Origin of the sequence: Mesorhizobium sp. AR02 (assembly GCF_024746835.1) — a bacterium.
Lineage (GTDB): Bacteria > Pseudomonadota > Alphaproteobacteria > Rhizobiales > Rhizobiaceae > Mesorhizobium.
Map to the genome: position 1 here is coordinate 69901 of NZ_CP080530.1, position 22703 is coordinate 92603.

The 22703-nt window shown below is 61.2% G+C and carries 12 protein-coding genes and 2 pseudogenes; 2 read left to right on the top strand and 12 right to left on the bottom strand.

Annotated features, from left to right (window positions below):
* Position 1: 1 nt before the first annotated feature.
* From DBIPINDM_RS00310 to DBIPINDM_RS00345, 8 genes are all read right to left on the bottom strand, one after another.
* Positions 2-2800: a DEAD/DEAH box helicase gene (locus tag DBIPINDM_RS00310; protein WP_258580961.1), complete on the bottom strand. Its 2799-nt coding sequence runs from the start codon at positions 2798-2800 to the stop codon at positions 2-4.
* The gene (locus DBIPINDM_RS00315) at positions 2797-8019 is read right to left on the bottom strand and encodes a DEAD/DEAH box helicase (RefSeq protein WP_258580962.1); all 5223 of its coding nucleotides are present in this window, start codon (positions 8017-8019) and stop codon (positions 2797-2799) included. Before DBIPINDM_RS00315 ends, DBIPINDM_RS00310 begins: the two co-directional genes overlap by 4 nt.
* Before the next feature lie 171 nt (positions 8020-8190).
* Positions 8191-9060: a nucleotidyl transferase AbiEii/AbiGii toxin family protein gene (locus tag DBIPINDM_RS00320; protein WP_258580963.1), complete on the bottom strand. Its 870-nt coding sequence runs from the start codon at positions 9058-9060 to the stop codon at positions 8191-8193.
* Positions 9053-9658: a type IV toxin-antitoxin system AbiEi family antitoxin domain-containing protein gene (locus DBIPINDM_RS00325; RefSeq protein ID WP_258580964.1), complete on the bottom strand. Its 606-nt coding sequence runs from the start codon at positions 9656-9658 to the stop codon at positions 9053-9055. The genes DBIPINDM_RS00320 and DBIPINDM_RS00325 overlap by 8 nt, the downstream gene beginning before the upstream one ends.
* A 152-nt stretch (positions 9659-9810) precedes the next feature.
* Positions 9811-12855 carry a DEAD/DEAH box helicase gene (locus DBIPINDM_RS00330; protein ID WP_258580965.1) on the bottom strand — a complete coding sequence of 1015 codons (3045 nt, stop codon included), beginning with the start codon at positions 12853-12855 and terminating at the stop codon, positions 9811-9813.
* Positions 12852-14699 (bottom strand): phospholipase D family protein, encoded by a 1848-nt coding sequence (locus DBIPINDM_RS00335; RefSeq protein WP_258580966.1) that lies wholly within the window; start codon positions 14697-14699, stop codon positions 12852-12854. Before DBIPINDM_RS00335 ends, DBIPINDM_RS00330 begins: the two co-directional genes overlap by 4 nt.
* Positions 14696-15868, bottom strand: a complete 1173-nt coding sequence (locus tag DBIPINDM_RS00340) for a DUF6361 family protein (RefSeq protein ID WP_258580967.1) — start codon at positions 15866-15868, stop codon at positions 14696-14698. Before DBIPINDM_RS00340 ends, DBIPINDM_RS00335 begins: the two co-directional genes overlap by 4 nt.
* A 254-nt stretch (positions 15869-16122) precedes the next feature.
* Positions 16123-16734, bottom strand: a complete 612-nt coding sequence (locus DBIPINDM_RS00345; RefSeq protein ID WP_258580968.1) for a hypothetical protein — start codon at positions 16732-16734, stop codon at positions 16123-16125.
* A gap of 312 nt (positions 16735-17046) precedes the next feature.
* Here DBIPINDM_RS00345 and DBIPINDM_RS00350 point away from each other — a divergent pair.
* A pseudogene (locus DBIPINDM_RS00350) lies at positions 17047-17308 on the top strand (DUF932 domain-containing protein); the annotation flags it as partial.
* A gap of 516 nt (positions 17309-17824) precedes the next feature.
* Here DBIPINDM_RS00350 and scpB read toward each other — a convergent pair.
* The gene (gene scpB, locus DBIPINDM_RS00355) at positions 17825-18517 is read right to left on the bottom strand and encodes an SMC-Scp complex subunit ScpB (RefSeq protein WP_258580969.1); all 693 of its coding nucleotides are present in this window, start codon (positions 18515-18517) and stop codon (positions 17825-17827) included.
* A gap of 5 nt (positions 18518-18522) precedes the next feature.
* Complete coding sequence (locus DBIPINDM_RS00360; protein ID WP_258580970.1) at positions 18523-19437, bottom strand: DUF1403 family protein; 915 nt, start codon at positions 19435-19437, stop codon at positions 18523-18525.
* Positions 19438-19890: 453 nt separating this feature from the next.
* Here DBIPINDM_RS00360 and DBIPINDM_RS00365 point away from each other — a divergent pair.
* Positions 19891-20148: pseudogene (locus DBIPINDM_RS00365) on the top strand (hypothetical protein); the annotation flags it as partial.
* Between the two features lie 382 nt (positions 20149-20530).
* Here the strand turns inward: DBIPINDM_RS00365 and DBIPINDM_RS00370 are convergent.
* Together DBIPINDM_RS00370 and DBIPINDM_RS00375 are read right to left on the bottom strand one after the other, a co-directional pair.
* Complete coding sequence (locus DBIPINDM_RS00370) at positions 20531-21730, bottom strand: IS91 family transposase (protein WP_258580911.1); 1200 nt, start codon at positions 21728-21730, stop codon at positions 20531-20533.
* A gap of 9 nt (positions 21731-21739) precedes the next feature.
* Positions 21740-22621, bottom strand: coding sequence for a tyrosine-type recombinase/integrase (locus tag DBIPINDM_RS00375; protein WP_258580910.1), 882 nt, complete (start codon positions 22619-22621; stop codon positions 21740-21742).
* Between the last annotated feature and the right edge of the window lie 82 nt (positions 22622-22703).

Genomic DNA, 22703 nt, shown 5'->3' on the forward strand with positions numbered 1-22703 from the left:
CTCAGATCCGGGGCATCAAAACATAAAGCCCGATGATGTCGACCGGCGTCACCGCCTCGACCCGGACGCCAGCTCTTGAACCCAACGCCTGGCGCACGCGACTGTGGTCAGCCGCAAGCGCCATTGCGCGTTCCGAGGCATACGCCTTAAGGGACGGTTCAAGCGATGTCAGCTGGAGCTTGGCTCGATTGAGTTGCAAGTCACGCACGCGATCGGGAACATTCGAGCTCGCTGCCTCAAGAAGGGAGAATGCCTCCTCTTCAGCACTGACGCGGTTGCCTTTCAACACATCGAACGCGATGGCGGCAGCTTCTTCAGCCATCGCGAATTGCGGCCCCAGTCGCCCACGGGAATCGATGCGGTGCCGAATGCGAAGGAGCAACAGCGTGACAACGCTTTCGACGGCTTCAGATTCCCAGACCCCGCAACGGGGCAGAGTTGATGGGTCGTCCTGTGTGCCCCGGTTGTCTAGCGCCTTCTCAAGGAAGCTCTCCGCAAGCACACCAGGCAAAGGATGCGCGCGATGAACAGAGAGAAATCCCGATCGGGGACGAGCTTCAAAGGCAACCCTTAGCGGCTTTGGTGAGGTCGAATCGTCGAGCAGCCCTTCCATTTGGAACCGCTCCTTCAGGGCGTCGGGCGCCAAATGCAGGGGCGCGGCGAATCCGCCGCGGGGCTGGGACACCAAGGGAGCACCGAGACGCATCATTGCTCGCGATACAAAACGCTCAGCGTCCGCGAAGCCGCCCAGCGCACGTTGAGTTGCCTCCCATTCAGACGCGACCTCTTCCGGCTTAAGGCTGTTCTGCGCAAAAATGGTGCGGGATTTTCTCTCCTTCTCCGACGCATTTGACCAAGCGATATCGATGTCTTGCGCCTCCTGAGTGTTCGCCATGTCAAAATCGAACGACAACTGGCTGCGTTCGCGCGCGCGCAGTAGAACCGCAGACATCAATGCCTTGGTGAGACTCCCGCCCTCATCCGGCATGGGGACCCGGACGCCCGTCTGCTTCTCGATGGCGCGTGCCTTTCGCAGGATCACGTCGAGAACGGCCCCGTCGACGGGATTGTTTTCGCCATAGATCAAGATCGTTCTGACGGTCTCACGCTTTTGGCCAAACCGATCAACGCGGCCCTCGCGTTGTTGGTGGCGCGTGGGATTCCAGGAAAGATCGTAATGGACGACGGCGTCGAAATGTCCTTGAAGATTGATGCCCTCCGAGAGGCAGTCGGTGGCGACAAGTAGGCGTTTCTCGAACTCGCCAAGAGTTCCGACACGGTCTTCACGCTCTTCGGGCGGAAGGGAACCCGTCACGACCTCGACCGTGTGATCCTTGAAGGCGGTTGCCAAAGCCGTCCCGACCGCTTCTGCAGTAGCGATAAAGCGGCAAAATACCACCGGCGAAAATCCATCTTTCACGAGGCTCTGGATCGCCGATTTTAGGATCAAGAACTTCGGGTCTCGCAGCGGATTCGCCGCCAGCGTGTCCGCCTGAGAAATAAGATCGAGAAGGCGATTGTCCTCGATGGCTGCACCGGGTTCTAAATCATCCTCGCTCACGTCCTCGTCGTCGATGGCCCGCGCCGTGATCAAATCGGCTTCTGCCTCGTCGGCATCAAGGACAGCACGCGTTCGAAGCGCTCGGGCCGCTGCCGATGGGCTTGATCCCACGCAACGCATCAACGCAAGCGTTCCCCAGAACGCGAGCCGCTGCCGCAGTTCGCCTTCTTCGGCCGCCACCACTTCAGCGCAATAGTCGAGGATAGCGCCATAGAAGCGCTCGTAGGCGCCAGACAGGCGATACTTGAGCTCCGTAACCTCGCGCTGCGGGAAAAGGCCTGGCTCGCGCCACGCGTCGATGTCACGTCGCCGGCGCTGGATGAAATAGCCTGCCAGTCGCTCCCGGAGGACCCGAGACTCGTCGCCCGATACGTCGCGCAGGCGTGTGAAATCGGCGTCGAGCAGTCCGAGAAGGTTATGAAACGCGTCTTCGTCGCCAGAATGGGGGGTGGCGGTCAGCAGCAAGAGGTGCCGGGACTTGTCGGCGGCAAGCTTCTGGAGGAGTTCAAATCGCTGGTGGCGAGCTTTATTCCCGGTCACCGCGGCATGCGCTTCATCGACGACGACCATTTCGGGACAGGCCCGCAGAAAGTCATTGAAGCGGCGCTGGCTCTTGATGAAATCCAAGCTGACCACCGTGAACGGGTAAGCTTCAAAGACGCTGATTGTGTTAGGCAGATCCCGTTCGAGGCGCGCCGCCGCCGCCGCGGTCACTGCCGTCACGGAGAGTGCGAACTTGGTCTCAAGCTCTGTAGTCCACTGATCGACAAGGTGTGGAGGGCAGAGAATTGAGAAGCGGTCGATCTCGCCCCGATCAATATATTCGCGAAGGATAAGGCCGGCCTCGATGGTCTTGCCGACGCCAACATCATCGGCGATCAAGAGGCGCGCCGTCTCCTGCCGCAGCGCCATCATCAACGGCGCTAGCTGATAGGCTCGCGGTTCGAAGTTTATCCGGCCAGCGCCACGAAACGGCCCTGCTCCACGACGCAGCGAAAGTCTGAGAGCGTCCCGCATGAGCTGCGCTGCTTCGCGTCCGCCCACATGCCCAATTTCGGGGGCGTCGAAAGATGCGTACCGGATCGGCTCCGCCTCGAGCTCCGGGATTACCGTTTCAGCCTCATGTTCCGATCCGGTGAGAGGGCGGATCCGCAATGAGTCACCGCTGCTCAGGACAATCCATTCTCGCCCTCGCGCATGGACCAGTTCACCCGGTGAGAAATTGGTTGCGGTACTCATGACGGCTTGCCTCCAAGCACAATGGCAAGCTTGGAAATCGATTCCCGGCGAGCGGTGATGTCGGCCGGCAGAAGGATGAGTTCGATCCCTTTTCCGGCAAGATTGTCGCCGAGCGTGGCGGGCGCGCTCGCCTGTTCGGCAGCGGCGATTCTCGCCGCGCGCCAGATCAATGTGAGCTGGTAGCCGCCAATCTCGATGGGCTCTGCGTCCGGCGGGGGGCAGCCTTCCAGAGGCGTTTGAAATTGTGATGTTGGGGTGGAATGGCGCATTTCCGCGAAAGAAAGTCGGATGAGCATCTGCAGTACAGATTCACGCCGACGATCGATCAATTCATGATCGGGCTGATTGAAGTAGGACAATAAACAGCGATAGCAGCCCGCTACGCAGTGAGAGTCCTCGACATTTTTAAGCGCCTTCGGTCCATTGATCGCGGCCGCTGAGAGGCTACCGGGAGCATAGTGCATTATCTCCAGCGCCTTCTTCGCGACGGCACGAAAGGCACCGCCATCCTCAACCAACCTGGACAAGACCCCAGCGCCACCCTCGGCAGCTTCGTAAAACAATAATGCTCGGCGATCCTTTCGTGAGGGCGTCGGCTCTCCCTGGATTTCGCCTTCTTCCAGTTGGTAAATGGCCTCGATGCCACGGGCAAAAGCATGCTGGATCGTGGCAACTAGTGCCTCCGCCTCGTCTCCAGCAGCAGCCAACCAAGGAGCAGGAAACCGGATGAGCAACGCGTTCTTCCGGTCCTCAACAACCGGGGTGATGGGTTGCCGGCTATTGATCGGCGATCCTTCTTCCGCGTCTTGCGCTCGGTTGTCACTTGCCCAATAGCCGCTCTTCGGATCGATCAAAAAGCCGATCTTGCTGATGTCCTTGCGGCGACGGAGTCCCCGGTTGATACGACGAACCTGTGCGGCAGGCGCAAAATCCGCCGCGAATATGTGCCCCTCTGAATCTTCAAACACACGGGATCTGACGTCGCTCGCATCTCGAAACGAGAAGGTCGTCTGGAGTTCATAGCCTTGACGACGACGCTCTTCGTCATTGGCAGTTATCCGCTCCACCTGGCGCGTACCAACATTCTCGATCCGATGAAGCTGCTTAGTTATGTTCGATGTACCCAGCGCGCTGTTACATACGTGGCAGCGTTCTGGCGGCTCTCCGTCATGGGCGGCACCGCAAGCCGCGCAAATTGCTGTGCTGAATGTCGGAAGCAATCCATCTTGCCCGCCACCAACCTCCTTCAACAGGGCGCGATCGACCCGATAGGCACGCCCCTCGTGGTAAACAAGGCTGCCTGGCCCAAACTCGGCGATCGCCAGAAAACGTGCACGCTGAATATAGCGCTGACCTTTTCCGCCCTGATCACCTGGCACGAACGCCATGATGGGGAGACGCGGGAAATTATAGCCAGGCAGGAAGCCTTCCGTTGCCAGATACCGGTACACGTAGAAATCAGAGCCTTGGCCCTCGGCCCCTCGCAGCAAAAGCTTGATCTGGGTGTTTCCAGCCGCTTGCCGTGTTTCAGCGGCACGGCGTTCCTGCGGTGAGATCGAATAGTCCTTTAAAGTACGTGCCGCATCTTCTACCTGCCGTTCGGCGGCAGCCAACAAATCCCTCCACCGGTTAAAGGTATCGGCAAGGCGTTGAGGCGCGGCGGCAACGACGCTGTTTGTATTGGCATCAACGCCAACAAACCAATCCGGCGGCGTGGCACCATAGTCATCAGCGACAGCTGACAGAACAGCCGCAACGCGCTTTGCACCGGCACTCTTTGCGTCGTCAGCAGACACCCGGTTCCAGTGATGCGGCAAGAGAGGCTTGCCGGCAACCGTCATGTCGAGATTATCGGCGATCGAAGCCGACAATGCCGCTCCGCTGGCAGCCAGCCACTCTGCGTGGAGATGGCTTTCGACAAGTTCGGGATTTTTCAGATCGATAGACGGTGGGAGCACCACGCCATCGACCATCGCGCTTGGACGCTGGAAGAAGTATTGGTCATGTGGGCTTTGTGCCGCGCAATACGTGACAATCAAGGCTGCCTGACCGCTGCGGCCTGCACGCCCACCGCGCTGAGCGTAGTTCGCTGGCGTTGGGGGCACATTCCGCATGTAAACGACGTTCATTGAGGAGATATCGACGCCGAGCTCCATGGTTGGCGAGCAAAACAGGGTTGGCAGGAAACGGCTATCCTCTCGAAGCTCCTTCAGTCGTTCGGCTTGGTCGATCAGAAGTTTCCGGTCGTCTACACCATAACGAAAGCGAGCCTCGCGGATCTCTCGTAGATCCCCCTCAACCTGTGCCGTATGCTCACGGCCTTCGAAACCAAAGATAGCCTCGCCGCCATCGGCCAGTAGCGTCGCGATATGTGCGTACAGACCGCGGAAAAATGGATTGTCTCGATCCGGAGCTTGATTTGCTGAAAGCGCAAAGGCGATCGATGACGGCACAAGACGCCAACCATCTCCGCCAACAGGAGAGACGACCTGTGTCGCCAGCCCAAAACGACCTGCCGCTTTCAACAAGCCATCGACGATTTCCGTGATCTGCTTGCCCGTTGGCCGTCTGCCACCGAATGTCATCGATCGAAATTGCCGGCCGATCGTGCTGGTCGGGCTACCCCGAAGTATCAGCTCTTCGTCTTTCGGGGACATTTCGCGGCGGGTTGGCGGCTTCGGCATGAACACCGGAGCCGCCAAAAAGCGCTCCTCTTCCAATATCCATGGGGCCTTGATTACGCTACGCATTCGACCGGCGAGGCTTTCGATCTTCAGTCGATCCAGCGCATCACATTCGACCGCCAAGCCCTTGCGCATCACGTCCAGCAGCACCCGGAGTGCCGCCCGACGCTCCAGAGCTGAAGCAGCGCGCAACAACGGGTAGTTTTCAAATTCCTTGTCGTCGTGTGCGAGGTCATCGAGGGAAATGTAACGCGCCTCGATCAACCCCAGCTGCTCGAGGTTGGGATTCGTGTAACGCCAACCTCGCCGTTGATCGATCCAGAATCTATGTGTCAGCGATTCACGGATCACCTTTTCGGCGGCCAGCAGATTGGCCCCCTTAAGATCCGGCTCCACCAACCATTCGGTTCGCCGCGATACATTGGATGCCACGAAGCCCAGCATGCGTTGGATCGCCTTCCCGACCTCGTCCTCTTGCAACCCTTCGTCACCGGCTTCGGAAACTGCTGCCAGGATCGCGCCTCGCAGCAGCGTGACGAATAGAAAGTCGTTGAAATGGCCGGCCTGCAGGGCAGCATCCTGCCGGTTGTCGGTGAAGGCCAAGAGCTTGCGTGTCGTCGCAGAGATAGAGTTTTCCGTATCGCTCATCCAACGCAGGATGGCCGCGATGATAATCGTTGTCGCCGAACTGCGCCCCTCGGCACTCAAGGCGGCGAGCCGGTTAATGTCGCGAGTTGAATCGCTATGGTGCTCACCGCATGCCGGACAAAATTTGAACTTACCCGGCATGAACCAAGCTCGTCGGCCGCCATTGCTGCAGCTGCCATCCGGAAGCACCGATACAAGCTCAGCCCTCGTCTTGCGGTACGTCGCCTTTAACCGCAATTCCCCCGATTTTGTTTCTTCAAGCCAAGCCTCGGGATAGTCCTCGTCCCGACCCTGGAACGCGAACTCGCCGTCGACAGGCTCGGGCATGAGAAAACCCCAGCGTTCAACAATGCCCTCAGGCTCTTCATCGTCGTTGAGGGGGACATCATCGATCTCACGCTTCTCAAATGACTTTACGCCATTGTCGTCGATCAGCGTGACGGGGTGGTTTTCCTGCCCACACCGCCGGCAGAAATGAGCGCTATATAGCCTTTTTGCCGGATTTTCCGGATCGAAGATTTGTCCATCAAATGTGACCCTGCGCGAACCCGAGGGATCGAGGGTCGTGTACAGACGACCTGCGCCTGAAATAAATTGATGTAGCTTAAACGCGAAAAGAGGCTCGTCACCGCCGCCGCTATAGCCTCGGAGTTTCTCCGGTAAGCTAAACGCCAGCAGCGCGTTTTTTAATGCCAGCTCGCACGTCTCGACCGTTTCGCCGGATTCACCAGATAGTAGGACCGCCGCTGTCTTCAGCGACAGCGAGCGCGCCCGCCGCGGCTTCTGGTCTACATCTCGAAGGCCGAGCCTAGTCTCTACCCAGATGGCAAGATCATCACGAGCGATCTCACCATTTGATTTACCGTCATAAGGCGTACCTGAAGCGGCGCTGACCACAGCGTCACTCAGTCGAGATAGCCCTCTGTCAGCGGATCGATCTGGGTCCGTCGCGCGGCGCAAGGTTTCTGTAACGATCGCGTCTCGACCGATGTTCGTCCCAAATAAGCGAGACGCGACATCAGCAACAACCTGATTGCGATCTTCTTCGCCGCCTTCACTGGCCATCGTGGCCGAGGTGCCAATGCAAATCGGCGGATGCTGGGGATCGCCCACACGCGCCCGCAGACGGCGCATCAGCATCGCAACATCTGCTCCTTGACGCCCTCGATACGTATGTAGTTCATCAAGAACAATAAACCGAAGGCCGCTACAATTCTCCACGACACGTCGGTCAAGATCCGACTGCCGCGTCATCAGAAGTTCGAGCATCATAAAATTGGTAAGCAATATGTCTGGCGGATTGTTTTTTATCCGCTCGCGTTCCTCGGAATTCTCCTGACCAGTGTATCGTGCGAAGGTCACGGGCACTGCATGGTTCTGATCTGCGAGAAATTTCTTCAATTCCTCAAGCTGGCTATTAGCCAAGGCATTCATCGGATAGATGATTACCGCTCGGGTCCGCGCTGCCTCGCCAGCCCGCTTCGCCTTAACAACGGCATCAACAATCGGGATAAAGAAACAAAGGGACTTGCCCGATCCAGTGCCGGTCGTGACGACGAAGCTTTTTCCGTCCAGGGCAAGGCCGATTGCCTGCTCTTGGTGGCGACGCAACTTCAGAGTCTTGTCGGAGGCGTCGGCAGCGGCGCGCGAGTCTCGAAATATCTGAGCGCAATCATCGATCAGCCCTTTTGGGCCGACAAGGCTTTGGACCGAGCCGCCACCTTCGTAGTGCGGATTCAGCTGAAGCATGGGTTCAGGCCAGAAACGACGCCCAGCGTAGAGATCGGTTACCTTCTCCAAAATTTCTGACGAACGTATCCGCGTAAAGGAACGGGCAAATCCAGTATATTGAGCCAATAGGCTATTGTTCAGCGAAAATACGTCCACGGGCTTATTGCCTCCCCCAAATCTTAAGCCTGTGTTCACAGAGCATTTTCTTTCTCTTTAGACTACGGCACGCCTGGCAGCCAGCTCTGCTAGCCATTTGATAGCGGATATATCCTGGGAGACTGAACCACTCCATGGCCCGCCACAACCCAACAGTGGAAATCAAACTGCTCATTTACCCAAGCTCGCTGCTGAGACCGCGTGGCGCATGAGGAATGCCGCTATATCTCTAGTGACGTTTCCCAGATCACCCGGATCGTGGGCGACATCTCCGACAAACGCACGCCACTGTCGCTGCTTTTGCGCATCCTCGGCAAAGGCTGGTGTCAGCGCATCGGGCAGGTCTTGAGGTATTGCTGTTCCGCGTCGCGCGAAGGTGGCGGAAATCGCTCGTGGCAGCCTGTCGTCGTCGAAGGTGAACGAGCGACTGAGAATCCAGATGTCGTAGAAGTCCTTCATCCGGCTATTCGCCCGCCCCAGCGCCACCATCGCCTGGAATTTCTCGGCAATGACGGTTTCCCGCGCATAGCCCCGCAGCCGGGGCATGGGAAAGTCCAGCATGGACGGATAGTCCAGATCCTCAGTTCCAGGCTCCAGCGCATCGCCAAAGCCGATGTCGATCGTCAGGCTGATCCGGGCGCCGCTGATCGAGGCCGTCGTCCTCCGTCGCAGCCCGCCATATTCCAGCTCCTCGCGAATGCGGTCGACGCGAAGTGCGTCAGCGTCGAACTCGACGCCATCGCCGGCGTCCTGCGCCAGGATCTCCCGAAACGTCGCCAGCATCGGCTCCGCGCTCGGATCGCCAAAACCCAGCAGGTCAAGGTCGCGGGTGCCGCGGTGCGGATCATCGAACCAGCTCATCATCAGCATCGCGCCCTTCAGCACGAAGCGGTCGGCATGCCGTGACTGGCTGAGCCGGAAGAGCAGCCGCTCCAGCGCGAAGCGTGTCAGAACCAGGTCGAAGCTCTGGCCACTTGCCTTGGCGAGTTGCAGCAGGCGTGCGCGCACCGAGGCGCCGATGTTCTTGATCTCCTTAGCCATTGGCGGTGAGTGCCTCAAGATACGGCCGGATCACCGTAGAGACACCTCCATGCTCGGCCTGCCTGGCAATTTCGCCGGGCGTGGCCTTGCGCTGGCGGAGTGCTTCCTGGAGACCCTCGATCGCCACCGAAAGGCCGATCTTGTTGCGATATCGGAAGCAGTCCGCGACAGTTTTGATGACGCCAAAAACCTTTATGGGCACGCCTTCGATGACATGAGTTTCGACGCTGTCGTTGAGCAGACGTTCGGTAAAACGCACGATGCGAATGGGTGTGCCGTCGGGTTTGGGAGGCCAGTCCTTCTGGCCCACGGCGAGCCAAACCTGCCTCGGGAGCTGATCAGTCAGACCATGGAAAGCCAGGGCCGAAACGAGGCAAACCACGCCTTTGGGAACCCGTTTGGCGGCCTCTGCGAGACTGTGGTGAACGTCGAGGGGCGCATCGGAAAGTTGATAAAGTCCTCGCGCGAGCCGAAGCACCTCGCCGTCGCGTTCCATGCGACTCATGGTGGCGGCTGTTACGCCCGCCTCGCGCAGCTCTGCCAGACGCGAAATTCCGCGCGCGGTCAGCACGGTATGGGCAATCTGGCGTTGGGACATGGATGGCGGCACGATACGGAAACCCGGAACATAGGACCTATTATCCGAGGATTTGTATCATTCCTCGTATGGCGAGGAAAGGTGCCCGATTCGAAGAGGCTGTCGCCCTGGTTCAAGGCTCAAAGCAGTTGGAGACAGGAATCGATCACGCACTACGTCAGCGTGGGTGGCATGGTCGACCGAAGCCCCATGGCGGACAGGTCTAGAACGAGGGGTTGCAGGAGGGCGCGCATCGCCTCGCCTCCCCGGGACAGCACGTCGATAAAGTCCTCCTGATTGGGCTGGCCAAGCGCCAGTCGATAGATCATGCGCTGCTCGCGAAGTTGAGCAAACCGCACCACATCCCGGCCGAAAGGTCGCTCGAAAACGTGCCGGCTGATTTCCGCCCTTTCGAGCACCCACCAGGGACGGAGGCCACTGGTATCGCCGAAACGCTCCGCATGGCGTTGCAAGCATTGCCACGGTGAACCCTCTGCGGCGATGACGTCTCTCAGCACCTCGTCGCGCAACATCGCCGAGAGCCGGCGCCTGACAGCCAGTCCAGCATAGCGTTGGATGCGGCCCTCGCGCTGTTCGAGGTCAAGAGGGTTCGACGAGAGATCCCAATGGACCACATGCGAACACCAGGGGTGGAAATCCAATCCCTCTTGGCCGACAGATGTCGTGGTTAGCACATGCGGCCAAAAGGGCGTGTTGAAGCTTCGGCGAATCTCGTCGGGTCGAGCTGGAGCAGTCTGCGCAACGCCGCCCTCCACTTTGACGGCAGGCTCGGTCTCGGCATCCCCGAACGGTACGGCGACATGGCAGCGCACTGGTATCTTGTGCGGCTGACCGCCGATCCCGTGAAAGCTGAAGCTACCGGCCCGCAGCCCGAGTGAGGATTCCAAATCCTTGGCCAGACCTGCAGCGCCCTCAGGCAAATTCTGCGCGCGCAGCCAGAAATGCTCGTCCAAGACGCTTTCAAAGCCACCATCCACGACCGCGCTCGTGACCTGTTCGACCGCCGTCTTGCCCGGCAGGGAGGACAGGATCACCGGATTGTCGAGATAGGCGCGCAGCCCCTGCCAACTGAGGTGGACAAGGGCAGGATAGCGGGCCGGAACCAGGATCGTCGGATCATGCCGGAGCAACGCCCGGCCAAGCGCCACGCCCGGCGCTCCGATCGCATAGTCGACGAGGTCCTCAAGTTCGATCGGGGAGAGCTTCTCGATCGGCGGTACCTGCCGCCACTTCTGGACGGCCGACCGAGCGGCGCGATCATCGCCGATTGCACTGCTCCAACCCGCGGCCGACTGTTCCCCCATGCCGGCCCGTCGTTCGATCGCGGCTATGACCTGTCCGATGGATCGATGCCGCCGCCGCGCCTTCAATGTGTCCCGTTCGACAATCCCTTTGGGCAAGACCGCGAGGATCTGTCGCCGCACGAGCTTACGAATGACGCTAAGCGGCTCCCCGGCTTTCTCAAGCGGGTCGGTGTGACGGATCAACCATGGCGATGGATGAAACGCAGCCATGACTGGGCCGGGCACCGCCGCCAATTTAAAGCGCCGCCGCTTATAGGCTTTCTCGTAGCCGCCTTTGTTTTTTGGAAGACAATGCGCTTCGACGCCAAAGCTCAGAAGTGCGGCGACGCTTGGCGGCGTTGCGCGAAACCGGCTGAACATCAACAGTTTGGGGTCCACCGCTGCGCTTTTCCAGCCGCCCCCAAGTGGCCACCACGGCAATGATGGCGCGACCCACGGCAGCGAAAGGAGCCTGGGCGGCGCGACGCCGCTGAGCGCCCGAAGCTTCGCATCCGGCCAGGCCGCGGGCGCGCTGAGTTTGTTCCGGCGCTCGCGCGTCATCCGTGTGAGTTTGGGCGCGGCCTTGATCTTTGCGCGCTTCCACGCCGCATAGCGCGGGCCCAGGGATTGGGCCGGCAACGGAACCGACGACCAATAGTGCAACGCCTCGTAGCGCACATCTTCGGTGAAGCTATCGACCAGATGCCGATAGACCTGAAAATCCTCGGGCTCCGGGTCTGCGTCGAGGAATTGCGTTCCGGCCAGCGGATCGGTCGACGCTACACTGTCCCGCTCTGTTCGCGACATCACTGGGGTCAGCAGGCTGCGGAGCTCGTCTCTGAGCTTGGCGGCCTCCGCCACATCGTCCGCTAAATCGGGACGCTTCGCATCAGCATTTGCCACGATGTCACGCAGCTTGTCGCCGAACTCGGAAAAGAGCGTCTTCGCGCGGTCGCGAACCCCGTGGCCGGCAAGGAACTCGATCAATTCAAGGAGCTCCGCATGAGCGAGCGCACCCTTGGTCTCCTCCCACCGAGTGCTCAAAAGCCGGTAAGGTGTGGCGCTCAGCAATAAGATTGCGGGCGGAACGGTCGAGTTTGCTGGTTCAAGAAGCGCCTTCAGAAGTGGGTCGGCGTCTTTCTCCACCAGAATCTGGCGGTAACGCTGGAACTCGTCGAGAATGACAAGATCGGGCGGCTGATGGCGCAGCGTCGCCAGCGCCAGCGCACGACGGAGATGGCCAACGAAGGTGGTCGGCTTCAACGGCTTGATCTTCTTCTCGGCATCGCCCAGCAGCGCCAGCTCCAGCTTCGCGCGCACCGGCTCTCCGAACTCCGCCGCAAGGGCTTCGCGAAACCGCTGCGTGAGATGGGCGGGCGAAGTCTCGAATTTCGTCTCCGCGTCCTTGACGGCCCAGTCCCAAGACCCCCGCGCACTCAGCCGCAAGATGTCCGGATCGAGATCTCGTGCGAATGCGGGATAGGCCCGCTCGAGCAGCACTTTCAGGAACGCGCGCTCTTCCTTGCGTCCGCCGGTTAGGCGCGCGCGCGCGTCGGGGAAGGAGGTCACGGGAGTCAGCGCATAGATCAGAACCGGGTTGTCCGGTCGCTTCGCAACCGCGATCAACGAAAGCCGATCAGGCGTTTTGGTCGCCTTCTCCAGCTGCCCATCGTCAAGGAAACTGACGATACGGCCTTTGTTCTGATGGGACACTGCATGGCCGTTGGCCACGTAATAGATCACCAGGGGCCGGCGACCATCGTCCGCCATGCGGCGCGCCACTTCCTTCGCAACGACGGTCTTGCCTAGACCAACCTCATCGGCCACCAGAAAGCGCCGCCGCCCCGCTTGGTTCGCGAAAGCCGATAGCGCCGCATCGACCGCTGCTTCCTGAAACGGCTTAGGTACGCTCACGGATGTTTGCCCCTGACGTCAGCGCCGAGACCGATGCGAAGCTTGCTCCACAGATCGTCAAAACGTCGCAACATCGCTGCTGTCTGCGGGTCCTCGTCAGCGGCTAATTCAAGCACGGCAGGAAGGTAATCGGAGACTCTTCGCTCGATCTCGCGGAACTTGTCCCGGTCGCGCGCCCACGCCGCCAACATTTCTTCCAGGGTTGGCAGTGAGAGATCGAGCGCTGGATTTGCTCCCAGGCCTTTCCGGTCTTGTCGCTTTTCATCCGTCCAGTCGCCTTCACCGAGCCGACCGTCACCGGCCAGCAAGCCTGCCAGCCAGAGAAGAAATCCTCTGGCTCCCAGAAACCGCACAAAGGCCGCGCGATCGCGATCCTCTCCGAACGGCGGTTCGGCCGGCGCCCGTTGCAGCCACGAGAGGCCCTTGTCGCCGCGACTGACGCGCAAGCGCACAAACTCACTGCGCTCAGCGGGAACCACAGTCCCCAACCTCACCTCATCTTGTCGTCCGGGCCAGATTATGAGTTCGCCATGAAGCGCCCCGACTTCGAGCACGATATCGGATTCCTCCGGATGCGGGCCGCCCGGATAGAGATCGGAGCGATGGGTAAGACATGCCTCATCTCCATCGATGCTGAGCGTCGCGGCCCAGCGCGCCGCCACCTGCGCTCGCGCCCGTTCGAGCGCTTCTTCCTCCAGCATCGCCGCGTCGGGCGCATATTCTCTATCGGGCGCTTGAACGAGCCGGGCCGACCCCAAGAGTGCCTTCAGGCCTTTCTCAATCACGTCCGTGATGAGCAGCTCGGCCGTCACCTCGGCGTTGCGACCGGTCCAGGCGCGCATGGTGGCATTCGCGCTTCCCAACCATAGCATCCGGTTGCGACCGGCACGGAAGAACAGCAGTTTTGCGTGAAGGCCCCGGCCGATCTGTTCTTCCTCGTCGCCGACGGCGACGTCGGCCGCGGAAGCCGAGGAGACAGAATCGGGCTCGGGATCACCGATAGGAAAATCCGGTGCGTCCAGCGCCAGCAGATCGTCGAACGACGCCAGCGACGGTCCGATCCGTTCAATCTCGTGCATCGTCGTCAGCAGCACACGCCGTACTGGCTTCCCGCCCTTTGGCGTTTGGCGCGCTAAGAAGGTCTTGTCGACGAAGGGGCTCACGATCACGACTTCATCGGTTCCGGTCGGCGGGATGGGCGCGGTCTGATCTCCATTTCCCGCCGACCAGTGGATCCGTTCGACGCGGACACCCGCCGGCGGGCGCCAAGCCACCTTCGCGATCGTCGTGGCAAGAGAAGCCGAGCGCACCCCCTTGAGTGCGGCCCGGTCGGCCAGCGCACGCGCCAGTTCGGCTGCTCCGGGGATCGGAGCACCGCCTTTCGCGCCGGAGGTGAGCAGGAGCCCGATGTCGCGATTGACGCACTCTGTAAGATTCCGGCTCCCGATCCATAGGCGCCAGCCGATGTCCCCTTCCTCACTGCGGGTTCGGACCAACGCGGCCTTGGGATGCCAGCTGTGGGTCGCCTCGTCGAAATCCACTTCGCGGACGAACTGATCCAGCACCGCCGCAATGCGCGGTGTCCGCCGCATCTTCGCGAGACGCCCGCGCTGGATGATGATCCGAACCTTGCCCCGCAACCGCTCGACCGCATCGGCGAAGTCGGACGGACTGCCACGCCCCGCATCGCTGTCCTTACCCGCCAGGGCGAGCAAGGTCGCACCGATCGTCCCCAGATCTGCCGAGTAGGACGCAAGCAGGGCCAGTTCGACGCATTCATCGGGACCGGGACGCAAGCCCTCCAGGAATGAGAGTGCTGGCCAACTTTCGACCCCGCCGCTCATGCAGCCTCCGCCAGATCGTTGAGAAGCGTGCTGACTTGCTCCCATCTATAATGGAGCGGGCTTGCCAAGCCATGTTCGTCGCTCGCCCATTCGAGGCGCCGAGCACGTCCATTGGGCGTCGGAGCAAGCCGGGCGCGCGGCCCTTTGCGGGCTTCAGCTGCGGCATAGACATCGAATAGCTCGGCGGGATTGCCCGATCTCGAAGCAAGCCAGTCCTTGGTCGCCGTTACGACAGCAAGTAATTTGGTCGGCAGAGCACCGATGTCCGCCTCAAGCGCACTGATATCGAGCTTGGCCGCGAGGCGACCGTGCGTTGTGATGATTGCAGCCAGATGATCGCGATGACGGGTCGCGATTTCCCGTTTGTCGTCGACCTCAAAAACGCGCTCCAGCAATGCATCATAGACCGCACGACCAACGCCCGCGAGACTTGCCGCCTGCTGCGCGCGCATGAGCGGAGCCTGGTCGGGGCCAGCAACCGCCTGCGTCTCGTCCGCCCACATTCCGGCAGGCGCCTCCGTCTCGGTTCTAATCAGCCGCGCGAGTAGAGACAGTTCGTTGCCGACGTTGCGACGCAACTGAACAAGTCGCTCGCGCAGAAACTCGGCTTCCTCAGCCGTCAGCCGAAGAGTGATGTCGCCGCCCTGCCAATTTTCCGGACGCCCTGGAAGCGGCACGAAGGGCGGATCGAAACTGACAAGCGGATGACCATCGTCGTCCGCTGCCGCGCCGGTGGTCCTGAGCAGCCTGTGAGCCTGAGCGCGCGAAATGGTCCGCTCATTCAATCGCGGACGCAAGATTCCCCACACCGCAAGCGCATTCCAATACACGGTTGACGGCGGCTGGCTCGACGGTTTGGGGAAGACGCGTCCGCCGATGACCTGGGATTCACCCATCTCTCTTAGTCGGCCGGCAAGTTGCCGTTCGCGCTCGCGCAGAGCCCGCTGCGCCGCTGGTCCCGTCATCCCGGCGAGATCTTCGAACAGCCAGGGCACGAAGAGCGCGTAGCGGGCGCGTGTATGCAGCACTGAAGTGCCTGGAAAGAATCGATCGGCGTAGCGCTGATGGATCGTTAGGAAGCCGATCTCGTCGCGCACGCCCATGGATTCTTCATCCATTTGCGCTTTGGCGCGAGCCAGCGCCTCGCGGGACAAATAGGTCCAACCCAAAGCGGGCTCGATGGACGGCGCGCGTTTGCTGCGGGATGAGCTTGCAGATTGTCGCACGAGCTCAGCTCCACAAGAACGACAGCGGTGCCGCAGTCGCCGCCCGATTTACCCCGGGTTGGCACGGCCCGAGGTGCTCAATCTCGACGCCTTCGATCTTCTCACCGGTATAAGTGACACTGGTCATTCGCACTCGCCTCATCCCCCTTGCCCTCAATTCTTTCTGTCGCGTCGATCGGCGACTTTGCCCTACAATCTCAACCCGCAGCCGGCACAGGCCGCACATCCCTGACTTCGCCGCGGCTTCCTACCAAGGCGATCTCAATGCCGGCCAAGGCGCAACGCGGCGCCAATCGTTCGGCCAGACGCAAGGTGCCTTCCGTGAAAGGGACGACGGCCACTTGCCGTCCTTGCGACGGTGTCGCCATCAACATACCGACCGTCTCGCACAAACCCTTGTAGAGCCGAGACACCTGGCCCGAATGCCTCGTGTTGATGATCCCACCCTTGCATTCGGCGGAGATGACGTGGTTGCCGACCTCTGCGACCACATCACCCAACCCCGACTTCGGATTGACGGTGATCTCCTGGCCCGCGGAGTTCCGGTATGTGCCGCCATAGCTGGTGGTGCCGACGCTGGAGATCTTGATAAAATCGCGTCGAAGCAGCCAGGCCGCGAAGTCGAATTGCTTGCCGTGCTCTCCATCGGGGTGAACACGGACGTGTTGGGTATCCTGCGTCCGCAACAGGTGCATGGCATAGGCGACCATGACCGCGCCTTCGTAGAGATGGTGTTCGTGCTCGCCGTTTGATTTTCCGATCCGGTTTGGCGGCGGCGAAAGCGCCGTAACGAGATCTTCGAAATCCATGACAATCCTCCCCCGCCGTTGGTGTAGCTGATGGGCCGAGAGTAATCGTCCTTCATCGCAGAATGGCTCAAGCTACTCGTAGCAGATTGAGCCCCTGTTCGTCCGCACCCTTTCTTCGCACAGAACATCCGAAACCTTGGGACCGCCAGGAGGGGAAAGCCTTCCCCTGCGCCCGAGCCTTGCGTCTCGGCCGACCCCTTCTACGGGAGGCCCCGCAACGCCCCTTTGAGACGAAGAGGACGGACCGGCTTTGCCGTGACGGGTTGAGGGCTGGAGAAGAGGTCTCCGGCGCCCGTCATGGAGATTGGTCCCATGACCCAGGTTTCAGTTCTAGAGGCGCGCGGCGACACCAGCGGCGGCTACAAAGTGGATGTCGGTCGCGGCGAGCGAATCGGCCGCGTCTCTTCGGAATGGTTCTCGCTCCCGGCCGACGAGCGCTACCTGTCGCTGTCCGAACTGGCGCGGGCCGTCCGTGACCGCGCCGACCACAGCCGGACGCGCGTGCGTAGTGGAGAGCGCGCTCATCCATGTGGAGGCGAACCGCAGCGACTCGGAACGGCTGGCGTTGACCCTTCACCGCATCCGCCGCGATCATCCCTCTCATCTCGTCGGCATCATATGGTGGCATCTAATCCCCCCGTTCCTCTATAGTCTACCAGCCTAATCGCCACCGGCGTTTTGATTCTCCAGAACGGCTCGCGCCGATCAGCGGAGCAAAACCCCATCGATGTGGATGTTCCGTACAATCTTGACCCAGCCGGGGTTCATACGAACACCGCTGCCGAGATGCGAACGTAGGAAATCCGCCACCTCATCCAAACTGGAGAGGTAGGCTGGATGCACGTTGGATCCGAAGTGATGGGAGGCAAAGTAGCCATCGGAACCGGGCTCAGCCCACGCGGTCACCATACCGCCAATGACACGTTCAATACGAGCTACAGGCATATTTCCCCCACCATTTTCTAGGAAACGCCCCACGCCCGACAGCGTCTCCTCACGTCATCTCGCGAACCCCGAGTCGGAGGTCACGTTGAGGACGCCGCGAACTGCGGCCACCGGCCAGGCAGCGTGCTATTCATCAGTGGCGACGCTACGCATGCTCTTCCTCGTCGTTGGATAATCCTGGCATGATATCACCTGCGAGTAGCTTCTCCTTGCTGAGCAGACCAGCGTCCTCGAGCGCCTCGAAATCCGGGAGGTCGCGCAGCGTGTCGAGCCCGAACTCCAGCAGGAATTCTTTTGTCGTAACGTAGGTGTAGGGCGCGCCCGGTGTTGGGCTGCGCGGGCCCGAAGCGATCAGCTTCGCGCCGCGAAGATGGCCGATCAGGTCGCGCGAAATCTCCTTGCCGAAGAACGACGACAGTTCTCCGCGGGTGATCGGTTGGAAGTAGCCGATGCACATCAGCACGAGCACCTCTGACTGCGTCAGCTCTGCCGCGCGCTCGTTACCGCCGACCGCGGCGCGGATGGCATCGGCATAGGCCGGCCGAGTCAGGTGCTTCCAGCCACCGGCAACGGCGACCACGTCGTAAGGGCGGCTACGCAGCTCCTCGCGAATGTCATCGATCAAAAGGTCAACGCTGCAGCTTTTCCCGACGATCCGCGCCAGTGTCTCGCGGCCGAGCGGCTCGCTGGCGGCAAAAATCGTCGCCTCGACGCGATGCATCCATTCGCGCCAACGCACCTCCGGCGGCAGGTGATCCAACTCCCGGTCAAACAGCTGGTCAGCTGATCGACGGTCATCTGGCCTATCCTTTCCTCGTCTGCGCGCCGCTTCCACCATCGCGCTCAGAGCCCGTACATCCGGAACGTGGTGCGGCCGGAAAGCTCGCGGACGGCGCGGAGCTCGACCAGCCGGTCGAACAGGCGGCGCAGCCCGCGATCGCTCATGCCGGCGATGTTTTCCGAGGCAGCGATCGCGTCGTCGGACAGGAGCTTGTCGACAACAGCGTCCGACGCCTTGGCCCTGAGTTTCGGGGCAACAGCAAGCAGCCGGTCCGCGCGGCGCTCAAGCTCGGCGGAAAGATCAATGGCGCGCAGGGCAGCGCGCGCCTGCGCGGCAAGCAGACCTTTGGCACGCTCAGGATCTGTCGCAATGCTTGTCGCGACAGAGCTGGCTACCGATCGACGCGGGCGGGCGCTTGGGCCCAAGGCTGCCTCGGCGCCGAGCAGCGGCACGCGCGGGCCCAACCCAAGGGCGCGCCCCAAGCCGTGGCGTTCGGCGGTCATGAACGCGCCGGTCAGCATGCCGACCATTCCGATGCCGGCGGAAAGCTGTCGGAGATCGTCCGCCAGGTCGCGGACCGCCTCGTCGTCGCGGCGGAGACCGAGGTCATCCAGCACCGCGCCGATGCTGGCCTCGGTCAGCAGATTCTCGGCAGGCGTGCTGGCCAGCCGGCGCCAAGCCAACAGCATCGATCCGGCGGGACCGACGGACAAAAAATCGCCCGGGCGTGTAAGCAGCACGGCGTCGCGCAGCGCGCTTTCGTCCTCGACGCGGCCGGCCTGCTTCGCCGTTGCCGCGGCCGCCGAAAGCGCCAGGCGCTGCCGCCAGGCGCCGGACCACCGCTCCTGCCGGCGGACCACCCCATCGAGCGCGCCGATGGCGGCGCCAGCCGTGATTGCAATGTCCTCAAGGTCTTTTCCCGCAAGCTCTTTCATGTCTGCAACGGCACGGCGCAGCCAACCCGGCACCGCCGTCATCGGCGCGGCCGCCGCAACCCCGGGAAGGGTGCCGTGGTGGCGCGGCGAAGATTTGGGACGCAGAATCATCGCAACCACGATGAATCATGGCGGCGCTTTTGGCAACAGAAATTGACAGAAAGCGCTGCACCTGTCATGCCATCAAGACGAATGATAATCTTGTACTATAAATCGTTCTGCTGGTTTCGATTATTGACTTATTATAACCTATATTACACCAGACGTGTCGTAACGTCTGTGATCGTGTCCCAGGGAGTGGTGTAGCTGACGGCTTGGTCGCCGCGCTCTCCGGCATGGGGCCGGGATGATCAGCGTGCCACGGCTGGCAGGCTGATGAGAGGATCATCGCTCATTTGGCTGATGGTTTCCAGATGGGGTGGATGCCAGCCTTCCCCGGCGGCATCGCGATGTGCCAAGTTTGTGGTGTTAGAGCCACGCAAAGGAGAGGCAGGCATCCATGGAAAAGGTTACCATCATTGGGTCGATCTGGCAAAGAACGTGTTTCAGCTGCATGGCGCGGCGGCTGACGGATCAGTCGTGTTCCGCAAAAAACTGTCGCGCCTGCAGTTTTGTAAGTTCATGGCGGGTCAGCCAACATGTGTAGTGGCGATGGAGGCGTGCGCCGGTTCCCATTATTGGGCTCGCGAGATGGTCCGGCTTGGCCATCAGCCGAAGCTGATTGCACCTCGGTATGTCAAGGCGTTCGTGAAGATATGCTCACCTGACCATATTGCAGAGCGTTTTTAGCTTGGCGTCGCGACTGAAAGGCGGGTGGCAGGAGCGCACTGCGGTGGATCGCGGCGGTTAGCTAAAAACGTGTTGGACTAAGCCGCCGGCACCGGTGGTCCGCTATGGGCGTTCAATGAAGCGCCACCGATGAAAGGAGACCGTGTGTGCCACGCGGGCGGGCGATTGCAGGTGTCGGATGCGCCGAAAGCGGCACGGATATCGGTTCCGGCATGTGAGATCGGCGCCGCGCCCTGCCTGGGAGAGGTTGCCGGTGATGACGGCGCACACTTTTGCGGGACCGGCTCAGTTTGGCTTCCGAGCGGGCCGGCGCTATGCTGATGACAAGGAAGGCGACGCCCCTGCTTCATGATGTGTCCTGGTATGGCGGGCGTCCGGTGACGCCGTCGAATGTTTCGATGATGATCATCTGCCCGCGATGGCACGCCGGGCATTGCCTGAGGGAATGCCCGGTGAGGGCCTCGTAGCGGTCGCGATAGTCCTTTGCGGATCGGCTGTCCGACGGCTCGGGAACCGGCATGCCGAGCAGGTCCCGACAGCGGGCGAGCTTTTGCGCGCGATAGCGATTGCCGAGGAAGCCGTAGTAGCGGATGCGATGAAAGCCCTCGGGCAGGACGTGTAGCAGGAAGCGGCGAATGAACTCGTCAGACGCGACGGTCATGACCTTCTGCCGACTGCCGTGCCGATAGTCCTTCCAGCGGAAGGCGACTTTGCCGTCCTCGATGGCGACGAGGCGATTGTTGGAAATGGCGACGCGGTGGGTATAGCGGCCGACGTAGTCGAGGACCTGTTCGGATCCGGCGAATGGCGGCTTGGCATAGATGACCCACTCGGCCTTTCGTAGCGGCGCCAGATAGCCCCGGAAGGCATCGCGCTCGCTCAACGCCTGCAAGTCAGAGAAGAACTTCAACAGGCCGGCGTCGAAGGCTTTCTCCAGGTGCTCCAGAAACAATCGTCGAAACAGGCGTGAGAGCACGCGGACCGGCAGGAAAAAGCCGGGCTTGCATGCGACCCATCGATCGCCGTCGGCAGAAAGGCCGCCGCCTGGGACGACGCAATGCAGATGCGGATGATGGAGCAGGTTTTGGCCCCAGGTGTGCAACACGGCGAAGAAGCCGATCTCGGCGCCCAGGTGCTTGGGATCGGCGGCGATGATGCGCAGGGTCTCGGCGGTGGCGCGGAAGAGCAGGCCGTAGACGAGTGCCTTGTTCTGATAGGCAATGGCGGCAATGGGCTCCGGCAGCGTGAAGACGACGTGAAAGTATTGGGTGTCGAGAAGCTCGGCGCGACGATCCTCCAGCCATTGTGCGCGGGCCAGCGATTGGCAGCGAGGGCAATGCCTGTCGCGGCAGCTGTTGAACGCGATGCGCCGGTGGCCGCATTGATCGCATGCTTCGACGTGCCCACCGAGTGCGGCGGTCCGGCACAATTCGATCGCCGTCATGACGCGGCGCTGGGCCGTCGACAGCGACGCATCATGCTGTGCGCGATAGGCTTCGCCGTAGCAGCGGAAGATATCCGCCACTTCCGGCCCCGAGCGAGCCATTGCCGCCGCTCAGAAGTATTGCGGCTTGGCGGGCGGCGGCACGGTGGGCGCCGGACGCGGCAAGAGCTCGAAGGGGCTCGATGTGGCGCAGACTTTGTTGGTGGCGATCCGCAGGTAATGGGCGGTGGTCGCGAGGCTGCGGTGACCGAGCAGCAGTTGAATGGTGCGCACGTCGGCACCGGCCTCCAGCAGATGGACGGCGAAGGCGTGTCTCAAACTGTGTGGCGTGACCGGTTTGGACAATCCGGAGAGGTCCTGCGCTTTCGCGCAGGCTTGTCCCACCGCACTCCTGGTGATCGGCTGGTCGGCACGATCGCCGGGGAAGAGCCATTCCTTCGGTCGCCGCATCTTCCAGTAATCGCGCAGAATCTCCAGCAGCTTGGGCGACAGCATCACATAGCGGTCCTTCTGACCTTTGCCCTGCTCGATGCGGATGACCATTCTCTGGCTGTCGATGTTCGTGGGCTTCAGCTGCACCGCTTCCGAGATGCGCAAGCCGGCCGCGTAGCACGTGGTCAGGATGGCGTGATGTCTTACACTGAGGACGCAACCGAGGAACCGCTGAACTTCCTCTGGACTGAGGACGATCGGCAGCTTCTGCGGCTTCTTGGGAAGCGGCAGGACCTCTTCAGGCGCCCAGTCCCGATCGAGCGTCACAGTGTAGAGAAAGCGCAGCGCCGCAATGGCGGTGTGGATCGAGCCGGGCGCCAGCTTCTTCTCGTTGACCAGATAGACCTGATAGGTCCGAATGTCCTCGCGCCCGAGCAAGTCCGGCGACTTACCGAAGTGGCGAGCGAACAGCGACACCTGTTGCAGATACGACAGCTGGGTGTTGAGCGCGAAGTTGCGCACCTGCATGTCCTCGCTCATGCGCTGGCGAAGTTGGGTCATGACAAACTCCTCCTTTGTCTGATGGAATGGGCTGCAAGCAGCCACTCCATGCTGACAAAGCGAGAGCTTCTTGTGGACTCAT

What these genes read in the sequence shown, in the direction of transcription:
- DBIPINDM_RS00310 (WP_258580961.1), bottom strand. Translation starts at nt 2,800, where the DNA reads ATGAGTACCGCAACCAATTTCTCACCGGGTGAACTGGTCCATGCGCGA.
- DBIPINDM_RS00345 (WP_258580968.1), bottom strand. Translation starts at nt 16,734, where the DNA reads ATGGATTTCGAAGATCTCGTTACGGCGCTTTCGCCGCCGCCAAACCGG.
- DBIPINDM_RS00320 (WP_258580963.1), bottom strand. Translation starts at nt 9,060, where the DNA reads ATGGCTAAGGAGATCAAGAACATCGGCGCCTCGGTGCGCGCACGCCTG.
- DBIPINDM_RS00370 (WP_258580911.1), bottom strand. Translation starts at nt 21,730, where the DNA reads ATGGCTCGCTCGGGGCCGGAAGTGGCGGATATCTTCCGCTGCTACGGC.
- DBIPINDM_RS00375 (WP_258580910.1), bottom strand. Translation starts at nt 22,621, where the DNA reads ATGACCCAACTTCGCCAGCGCATGAGCGAGGACATGCAGGTGCGCAAC.
- DBIPINDM_RS00335 (WP_258580966.1), bottom strand. Translation starts at nt 14,699, where the DNA reads ATGAGCGGCGGGGTCGAAAGTTGGCCAGCACTCTCATTCCTGGAGGGC.
- DBIPINDM_RS00360 (WP_258580970.1), bottom strand. Translation starts at nt 19,437, where the DNA reads ATGACGGCGGTGCCGGGTTGGCTGCGCCGTGCCGTTGCAGACATGAAA.
- scpB (WP_258580969.1), bottom strand. Translation starts at nt 18,517, where the DNA reads ATGGTGGAAGCGGCGCGCAGACGAGGAAAGGATAGGCCAGATGACCGT.
- DBIPINDM_RS00325 (WP_258580964.1), bottom strand. Translation starts at nt 9,658, where the DNA reads ATGTCCCAACGCCAGATTGCCCATACCGTGCTGACCGCGCGCGGAATT.